Genomic DNA, 1,492 nt, shown 5'->3' with positions numbered 1-1,492 from the left:
GCCGGATGCCGGATGCCGGATGCGGTGTACCGGATGCCGGATGCCGGTCAGGCGTGGCCCGGGCCGCCGGCCAGGTGCCCGGCGGCACCCGCGGCGGCTCCCCGGCCGGGCTGACGTGGCCCTGAAGGTGGCCCTAACAGCGCTCGGCGGTGAGCGTCTGACGCCCGGCGAGCAGCAGGGCGGAGTCCTCCTGCGGCGGATGGACGCGGGCACAGTAGACGTCACGCAGGTGCCGCTCGAGCGGGTTGTGCCTGGTCAGGCCCGGGTTGCCGATCGCCGCCACCGCGGTCTGCACGGCTGTGACAGCGGCGCGCACGATCAGCGGCTTGGCGACGAGGAACCGCCGCGGCGCGCTGGGGTCACCCTCGTCGAAACGGCGGACCACCCCGTAGGCGATCTCCTCAGCCTGGACCAGCTGCGCCTCGATCTCGCCGGCGATGGTCTGGATCCGCTCGGTCGTGGCGATGGGACGTCCCAGCGAGGTGGGTACGCGCTCGTTGGCGAAACGCAGGAAGAACTCCTGCGCGGCCCGGGCCACCCCGATGTACAGCGCGGGCACGCCGATCCCGACGGCACCCAGGCCCGGGTCGGCGCGCTGCTCGGAGAGGGGCACGCCGCGGAAGTTCCCGAAAGGGATCTCCACGTCGGTGTAGATGACGTCGTGCGTGCTGCTCGCCCGCAGCCCGAGGTGGTCCCAGGTGCGCACGATCTCGATACCGGGGGTGCCGGCGGGGACGACGGCGTGCGCCAGCAGCGGGTCGGGGTCCTCGGTGGCCGCCCACACCAGGTGGTAGGCGAGGCCTTCCGAGCTTGTCGCGAAGCCCTTGTGCCCGTTGAGCAGCCAGCCGTCGGCGGTCCGCCGGATCTTCGTGGCCGGCAGCCCGCCGCGGGCGGGCGCTCCCCACTCCGGCTCGGCGCGGACGGCGTTGAGCAGCACCGGCCGCCGGCGGGAGTCGTCGACCACGGTGCGGTAGAGATCCGCCGGCCACCACGGGTCGATGTCCTCCAGCACGTGCTGGAGGATCGTCATCGCCGTGATCAGGGCGACCGACGGGTCGCCCCGGCCCAGCCACTGCAGGACCCGGACGCTGTCGGTGGCGCTGAGGCCCTGGCCGCCGTAGCGGGGCGAGATCCCCAGCCGCAGCAGGCCCGCGTCGTGCACGGCCTGGATGCCTGCCCAGGGGAACTCCGCGGAACGGTCGTACTCCTCAGCGGTGAGCGCGATCCGCGCGCTCGTCCGGGCGAGCACGTCGTCGGAGATGTCCACGACCGGCAGCGCGGCCACCGGAGGGCCGGCATCGGCATCGACATCGACATCGGGACGGCCGCCGGCAGCGGCAGCGGGACGGCCGCCGGCGGCGGGATCGGCGGCGGGCAGGCCGGTGGCGGGGCGGTCGGCCGGGCCGGTCCGGGACCGTGACGGCACGCTCACGACGCCACCTGCTGCCCCGGCCGGCCGGCCCGCGCGGACGACGTTTCCCGCGCCCCCGCT

1 protein-coding gene is annotated in these 1,492 nt (G+C 74.8%); it reads right to left on the bottom strand.

Annotated features, from left to right (window positions below):
* Positions 1–133: 133 nt before the first annotated feature.
* A complete protein-coding gene (locus AC5LUJ_RS17690; RefSeq protein ID WP_493465325.1) occupies positions 134–1,285 on the bottom strand; it encodes an acyl-CoA dehydrogenase family protein in 1,152 nt (383 codons plus the stop codon).
* Positions 1,286–1,492: the final 207 nt, after the last annotated feature.

This window comes from Protofrankia sp. CiP1_Cm_nod3 (assembly GCF_982290655.1).
Note: the sequence above shows the minus strand (reverse complement) of the source record. Positions and strands in the feature narration are given on the sequence as shown.